This is a genomic window from Kytococcus sp. HMSC28H12 (genome assembly GCF_001816045.1).
GTDB lineage: Bacteria > Actinomycetota > Actinomycetes > Actinomycetales > Dermatophilaceae > Kytococcus > Kytococcus schroeteri.
The window spans coordinates 1-6,659 of the sequence record NZ_KV824307.1 but is presented as its reverse complement, the minus strand read 5'-3'; the positions used below and the strand labels follow the sequence as shown (position 1 = coordinate 6,659).

The following is a 6,659-nucleotide window of genomic DNA, read 5'->3' as shown; positions in this document are numbered from 1 at the left end:
CGGTGAACGCGCACGGCACGCCGGTGACGGTGGACCCGGCCGACCTGTGCGACCCGGTGCCCACCACGGGGGTGCTCAGCGATGCCCCCACCCACCCCGGCGCACAGGACCTGGGTGACTCCCCGGCATCGACCCCGCGGCACGGCACGAACACGACGCTGGCCGTCGTCGCGACCGACCTGGCGCTCACCGTGGCCCAGACCGAGGCCGTGTGCCGCGCCGCGCACGCCGGCATGGCCCGCGCGCTCGATCCGGTGCACAGCCTGGTGGACGGTGACGTGGTGTTCGGCCTGGCCACCGGCACGCGGCCGCTGCCGGAGGACGCCGACGCCGTGACCACCACTCTGCTGCAGGTGCAGCAAGCGGCGGCCACGGCGGTGCAGCGGGCGATCGCCGACGGGGTCTCCCGCCGGCACGGCTGAGCTCAGTCGGTGACCAGCAGCACGATCAGGGTGCGGGGCCCGTGGACTCCCTCCACCCGCTCCAGCTCGATGTCGCTGGTCGCACTCGGACCGCTGATCCACGTCTGCGGCTGGGCAGCCTCCGCATCGGGGTGCAGGCGAGCCACGGCCTGCGGCACATCGGCCACCACCTGCTCGGCGCGGACCACACAGACGTGGGTGTCCGGCACCAGGCTCAGCGCGCGGCGCCCCTGCTCCGGGCCATGGTCGAGCACGATCGTCCCGGTCGCGGCGATGCCGACTGCGGCGGCGGTGACCACCGCATCCACCCCGTCCAGCCCCGCGGTGTCGACCTCCTGCTCGGCGACCACCCGCATCGACCCGTGGCGCACCTCGGACAGCCACCGGTCATCGAGGCCGGTGGGGACGACCACCGAGGAGCACCCGGCCACCTGCAGGGCGCCAGCCACGGCCCGCGGCAGGTCGTCGGAGGTGACGGGCTGCACGGTGGCCCGGTAGTCACGCACCACCTCGGTGAATCGCTCCAGCACCCCCTCGGCAGGTGGTTCGGCGCCCTGCATGGTGGGCATGGTGCGGTGCCCGACCTGCGGGTCGGGGGCACCGTCCACGTCGGCGAGCGCGCCGCGCAGTCGGTCCAGGATCTCGCTACGGGCGCTCATCGCTCGCCTTTCTCGGTCGTGTCGTCACCGTGCTCGCGGGCCCACCACTGGCGGAAGGTCTCCGCGGGTGGCGCCGAAAGGTCCCGCGCCCCGGTCCACGCACCGAGGCCGGGCAGCGCCCGGAACGGACGGTCACCCCGCAGTCGACCCACGGTGGTGGCGGCCCGTTGAGCAGCCTCCAACCGGCGGTGGTCGGACATCACCCAGGTGGCCGCCTTCATCGCCGCCGCCTCGGCCCGGTGCCCGCCGGCCTCCACCGAGCGCTCCCGACCCTCCACCAGCAGGGTGGGGATGTCGATGCGCACCGGGCAGGCGTCGAAGCAGGCGCCGCACAGGCTGGAGGCGTAGGGCAGGGAGGCGTCCACCTCGGAGGACACCCCGCGCAGCAGCGGGTTGAGCACGGCGCCGATGGGGCCGGGGTAGACCGAGCCGTAGGCGTGGCCACCGGTGCGCTCGTAGACCGGGCAGACGTTCAGGCAGGCCGAGCAGCGGATGCAGCGCAGCGCCTGCCGGCCGGTGGTGTCCGCCAGGGCATGGGACCGCCCGTTGTCCAGCAGCACCACGTGCACCTCCTGCGGCCCGTCGCCGGGGTGCACCCCGCTCCAGACGGTGGTGTACGGGTTCATCCGCTCGCCGGTGCTCGAACGCGGCAGCAGCTGCAGCATCGACTCCAGGTCCTCCCAGCGGGGCAGCACCTTCTCGATGCCGACCACCGAGACCAGGGTCTCGGGCAGGGTCAGGCACATCCGGCCGTTGCCCTCGGACTCCACCACCACCAGGCTGCCGGTCTCGGCCACGGCGAAGTTGGCCCCGGAGACCGCGACCTTGGCGCGCAGGAACTTCTCGCGCAGGTGCACCCGGGCCGCCTCGGCCAGGCGGGCGGGTTCGTCGGTGAGGTCCGCCGGCGCCGGGCGGCCCACCCGGCCCATCTCGGCGCGGAAGATGTCCCGCACCTCGCTGCGGTTGCGGTGGATCGCCGGCACCAGGATGTGGCTGGGCAGGTCACCGCCGAGTTGCACGATGAGCTCGGCCAGGTCGGTCTCCCAGGCGTGGATGCCCGCGCCCTCCAGGGCCTCGTTCAGCTCGATCTCCTGGGTGGCCATCGACTTGACCTTCACCACCTCCTCGGCCCCCTTGGCCCGGGCGATGTCGATGACGATGCGGTTCGCCTCGGCAGCGTCGCGGGCCCAGTGCACGGTGGCCCCACGGGCGGTCAGCTGCTCCTCGAGCTGCTCGAGATAGTGCGGCAGGTGGCGCAGCGCCTCGTCCTTGGTGGCCTCCCCGGCCAGTCGGAGCTGCTCCCACTGGTCGACCTCGCCGACCACCTCGGCCCGCTTGGCGCGGATGGTGTGGGTGGCGTGGTGCAGGTTGCGCCGCTGCGTGCTCTTGCCCAGCGCCTCGCGGGCCGCTTCCGGGAAGGGAGGCATGCCCAGGAAGGTGGGCGAGGTCTGCTGGACCGGTCCGGGAATGGTCGTCATGCTGGGTCCTCCTGGGTGGATGCGAGCACCTCGGCCAGGTGCAGGGTGCGCACGCCGGACCGCTGCCGGCCGAGCACTCCGCCGATCTGGGCCAGGCACGAGTTGTCCCCGGCCACCACGACCTCGGCGCCGGTGGCCGTCACCTGCCGGGCCTTCTCGGCCCCCATCGCCACCGAGACGTCGGAGTTCTTCACGGCGAAGGTGCCGCCGAAGCCGCAGCACTCCTGCGCCCCCGGCAGCTCGCGCAGGTCGATGCCGCGCACCGCCCGGAGCAGCTGCAAGGGGCGGTCGCCGACGCGCAGCATGCGCAGTGAGTGGCAGGTGGGGTGGTAGGTCACCGAGTGCGGGAAGAAGGCCCCCACATCGGTGACCCCCAGCACGTCGACGAGGAACTCCGAGAGCTCGTGCACGCGCGGGGCCAGCGCGGCGGCATCGCGCTCCAGGCCGGTGTCGCCCACGGCGCGGGCGATGCCGGTGTGCTGGTGGCGCACCGAGCCCACGCAGGAGCCCGAGGGGGCCACCACCGCGTCGTAGTCACCGAAGGTGTCGATGAAGGAGCGCACCAGTCCGGCGGCCCGCGGCCCGTACCCGGTGTTGGTGAACATCTGGCCGCAGCAGGTCTGCTCCATCGGGAAGTCGACCTGCACCCCAAGACGCTCCAGCAGTCGGACCGTGGCCTTGGGCGCCTCGGGCCACATGGTGTCGTTGAAACAGGTGGCGAACAGGGCAACCCGGCGGGGGCGGGAGGGTGGGAGAGAGGCGCCTGCAGCGCCCTCGATCTGGGCAGTCGTCACGGCATCCGTCCTTCCAGCACGGTGGCCTGCAGGCCGACGATGAGGCAGGCCACCACCAGCCTACCGATGCTCCAGGGCAGCCCCTTGCGCAGGATCTCCGACTCCCGCCCGCGCGGGGTTTGGGCGGACCTCACGCGGGACTGACCCGCGAGGGCTCAGACCGTCAACAAGGAGGCGCCCCTGCGGCGGGCCTTCCCCGCCGCAACCGGCTCGTGGGAGTCCGCCGTCTCCTCCCGCCGCCACCCACCCACGGCATCGGCCAGGACGGCACGCCCCGAGTCCATCGTCAGCACCCGGTCCATGAGCCCCAGGTGTCGCTCGTCGTGGGTCACCACCACGGTGGCCACGTCGTGCTCCCGGGCGATGTCCACCAGACGGGCGAACACCTCGCCGGCACGGGCCGGGTCCAGGGCCGAGGTCGGCTCGTCCACGAGCAGCACCTTGGGGTCGCCCATGATGGCGCGGGCGATGGAGATGCGCTGCTGCTGGCCACCGGAGAGCTGGTGCGGGCGGAGCCCCTCCACGCCGGGAAGGTCCATCTCGGCCAACAGGCTCCGGGCGCGCTCACGGGCGGCGGCCAGGTCCTTGCCGCGCGCGCCCCGCAGACGGGCCACCAGCTCCAGCTGCTCCAGAGCCGTCAGGGCCGGCAGCAGCTTGGCCTGCTGGAACACCAGGCCCACGGTGTCGCGGCGCACGGCGTCACGCTCCGAGGCGCCGAGATCGCCGCACTCCCGGCCACCCAACCGCACGCTGCCCCCATCGGGGTGGCGCAGCAGGCCGGCCACGGCCAGCAGGGTCGACTTGCCCGAGCCGCTGGGCCCAGTCAGCGCCACGGCCTCGCCGGCAGCCACCGACAGGTCCAACCCGTCCAGCACGTGGCGCACGTCGTCGCCATCGGGGAAGCTCACGGTCACATCAGTCAGTTCGAGGCTCATCGGGCTCCCTCCAGGGCCAGCGCGGGGTCAATGGTCAGGACGCGGCGGACGGCCAGGGCGCCGCCCACGAGTCCGGCGGCCACGAGCAGCAGCCACGGGACGACGGTGGTCAGGACGGAGAGTTCGAAGGGCACGGCGCCGGTGGTGACGACCCAGGCGCCTAGGGCGGCGGCCACGAGGGCACCGAAGCCTCCGCCGACCACGAGGAGCAGCAGGCCCTGCGTGAGCACGTCGGTGACCAGGGTGCGGCGGCGGGCGCCGAGGGCGCGCATCACCGCCAGGTCGCCGGTGCGCTGGATGGTCCAGACGGTGAGGAAGGCACTCACCACCACCGCGGAGACCACGAGCAGCAGGCCGCGGATGAGGTTGAGCGAGCCCTGCTCGGAGGCGTAGGAGCCCACGGCTTGGAGGGCCTCGCCGCGGTCCATGACGGTGGTGCCGGCGGGGGCCTTCGGGTCGGCCTCGGGGAGCACCAGGGCGGTGGCGGCCGAGCCGGTGGCCATGGGCAGCTGCTGCCAGGTGTCCATGGGGAGCCACACGGCCGGCAGGTGGTTGAGGTCCAGGTACTCGTCGTCCTTGCCCACACCGGTGAGGGTGCCGTCGCGGTTGACCTTCGCGTCGCGCACGAGGTGGCCACCGGCGGCCTCGGAGAGGGGGCCGTCGGGGTCGATGCCGATGACGGAGACGGTCTCGGTGCTGCCGTCGGTGGCGATGCGTGCGGTGGCCATGCCCACCGCGTGCTGCTCGTTGCCGGCCACCTGCTCAGCGGAGAGCTGGCTGCGCGAGAGCTCCACCTTCTCGCCATTGCTCGGCGAGGCGACGACCACCGACTCGCCCGGCAGGGCCTTGACGGCCGAGACGCTCTGCGCACCCAGCCCGGCCGTGAGGCCGCTGAGGGCCACGACCAGCAGCGACACCAGTGCCACCACCAGACCCATGACCGCGAACCGTCCGCGCGCGAACCATGCGTCGCGCAGTGCCACGAACATCTCGTCCTCCTCGATCCTGCCCGGTCGGTTGTCCGGGCATGAACCAGTTCACCGCCCGGGGAGGCGGATTCCATCGGCTGACCGGTGGGGTGCGACCTCAACCGTTCGGTGGATGGCGGGCGGGCAGGTCCAGGAGGGGGCCCACACCGCCAGGGGCCGGGTCCGACACCGGCCCCTGCTCGCGGCGCGGGAAACCGTGCGCGGCACGGGAAAGGTGGCCACCGCACGGGAAGTTCCACGTGCGCCCGTGAGGTTTCCCGTGCCCGGCGACGGTTCCCGTGCGCCCACGCCACACGGCCCCGCACCACCCGCCACGGGCCGGCGTCGACCCGCCCACCACCTACGGTGACCCCATGGAACGCGTGACCCGGGTGATGGCGCAGGTGCTGATGCTGGCCCTCCTCGCCCTGGCCACGTGGCAGTCCGGGGCCAGCCCCCGCCCCACGCCCCCGGACACGGACCCCGCCCTGCCGTGGTGGACCTTTGGCCTGGCCGGTGCCGTCTGGTGGCTCACCCTCGGCGGAGCCTTCACCCGCCGCGTCGCCGGCTCCACCCCCCTCTCCCCCACCCGGGCCAACCTCGCCTGGCTGGTGGCGCTGAGCCTCGGGTGGGCCGTGCTCATGCACCTGCACCCGGCGTTCGCGTGGGTGGCCTTCCCGCTGTTCGTGCTCTGGCTCATGCACCAGCCGCTGCGCTGGGCCGTCCCCGCCGTCGCGGTGCTCACCGCCCTCGTCGCGAGCGCCGAACTCGCCTCCCCCGACGGGGGGCTCGGCGGCGTGGTGGGCCCCGCCATCGGTGGTGCCGCGTGCGTGCTCGGCGCCTGGACGATGACGCGCGTGCGCCAGGAGTCCGAGACCCGGGCGGCCCTCGTGGACGAGCTGCGCGACACCCGCGCCGCCCTGGCCGCCGCCCACGCCGAGGCCGGGGCACTGGCCGAGCGCCACCGCATCGCCCGCGACCTGCACGACACCGTGGTGCAGTCCTTCACGAGCGTGGTGCTGCTCACCGGCGCCGTGCCCGAGGGCCCCGACCGCGACCCACTGCTGGACCGCATCGAGGACGTGGCGCGCGACGGGCTCGCCGAGTCGCGCCGCGTGGTGGAGGCCCTGCGCCGCGAGGACGGCCGCAGCCTCACCGACGCGCTGCGCCAGGCCGCCGAGGCCGTGGTGGACCCGCCCACCGAGCTCGTCGTCACCGGCACCGAGCGCCAGCTGCCCACCGCCACCGAGGTGGGTCTGCTCCGCATCGCGCAGGGGGCGCTGGGCAACGTCACCGAGCACGCCGGCGCCACTCGGGCCACGGTCACGCTCACCTTCGGCGACGACCACGTGCGTCTGGTGGTGGCCGACGACGGCCGCGGCGGGGCCCGCCTGGACGCCCCG

At 73.8% G+C, this 6,659-nt stretch carries 8 protein-coding genes; 2 read left to right on the top strand and 6 right to left on the bottom strand.

Annotated features, from left to right (window positions below):
• A partial coding sequence (locus HMPREF3099_RS02175) for a P1 family peptidase (protein ID WP_202816662.1) occupies positions 1 to 422 on the top strand: 422 nt, incomplete at its 5' end.
• Positions 423 to 424: 2 nt separating this feature from the next.
• Here HMPREF3099_RS02175 and HMPREF3099_RS02170 read toward each other — a convergent pair.
• The 6 genes from HMPREF3099_RS02170 to HMPREF3099_RS02150 are packed head-to-tail and all read right to left on the bottom strand — an operon-like array spanning position 425 to position 5,277.
• Positions 425 to 1,081: a LutC/YkgG family protein gene (locus HMPREF3099_RS02170; RefSeq protein ID WP_070703553.1), complete on the bottom strand. Its 657-nt coding sequence runs from the start codon at positions 1,079 to 1,081 to the stop codon at positions 425 to 427.
• Complete coding sequence (locus HMPREF3099_RS02165; protein ID WP_070703552.1) at positions 1,078 to 2,559, bottom strand: lactate utilization protein B; 1,482 nt, start codon at positions 2,557 to 2,559, stop codon at positions 1,078 to 1,080. Before HMPREF3099_RS02165 ends, HMPREF3099_RS02170 begins: the two co-directional genes overlap by 4 nt.
• On the bottom strand, positions 2,556 to 3,353 hold the full coding sequence (locus tag HMPREF3099_RS02160; RefSeq protein WP_256374414.1) for a (Fe-S)-binding protein: 798 nt from the start codon (positions 3,351 to 3,353) through the stop codon (positions 2,556 to 2,558). Before HMPREF3099_RS02160 ends, HMPREF3099_RS02165 begins: the two co-directional genes overlap by 4 nt.
• Positions 3,350 to 3,487 (bottom strand): hypothetical protein, encoded by a 138-nt coding sequence (locus tag HMPREF3099_RS12700; protein ID WP_168168416.1) that lies wholly within the window; start codon positions 3,485 to 3,487, stop codon positions 3,350 to 3,352. Before HMPREF3099_RS12700 ends, HMPREF3099_RS02160 begins: the two co-directional genes overlap by 4 nt.
• A 21-nt stretch (positions 3,488 to 3,508) precedes the next feature.
• Positions 3,509 to 4,288, bottom strand: coding sequence for an ABC transporter ATP-binding protein (locus HMPREF3099_RS02155; protein WP_070703551.1), 780 nt, complete (start codon positions 4,286 to 4,288; stop codon positions 3,509 to 3,511).
• Positions 4,285 to 5,277: an FtsX-like permease family protein gene (locus tag HMPREF3099_RS02150; RefSeq protein WP_070703550.1), complete on the bottom strand. Its 993-nt coding sequence runs from the start codon at positions 5,275 to 5,277 to the stop codon at positions 4,285 to 4,287. Before HMPREF3099_RS02150 ends, HMPREF3099_RS02155 begins: the two co-directional genes overlap by 4 nt.
• Positions 5,278 to 5,630: 353 nt before the next feature.
• Between HMPREF3099_RS02150 and HMPREF3099_RS02145 the strand changes: the two genes are divergently transcribed.
• On the top strand, positions 5,631 to 6,659 hold a 1,029-nt coding region (locus HMPREF3099_RS02145), incomplete at its 3' end, for a sensor histidine kinase (RefSeq protein WP_070703549.1).

What these genes read in the sequence shown, in the direction of transcription:
- HMPREF3099_RS02150 (WP_070703550.1), bottom strand. Translation starts at nt 5,277, where the DNA reads ATGTTCGTGGCACTGCGCGACGCATGGTTCGCGCGCGGACGGTTCGCG.
- HMPREF3099_RS02155 (WP_070703551.1), bottom strand. Translation starts at nt 4,288, where the DNA reads ATGAGCCTCGAACTGACTGATGTGACCGTGAGCTTCCCCGATGGCGAC.
- HMPREF3099_RS02165 (WP_070703552.1), bottom strand. Translation starts at nt 2,559, where the DNA reads ATGACGACCATTCCCGGACCGGTCCAGCAGACCTCGCCCACCTTCCTG.
- HMPREF3099_RS02170 (WP_070703553.1), bottom strand. Translation starts at nt 1,081, where the DNA reads ATGAGCGCCCGTAGCGAGATCCTGGACCGACTGCGCGGCGCGCTCGCC.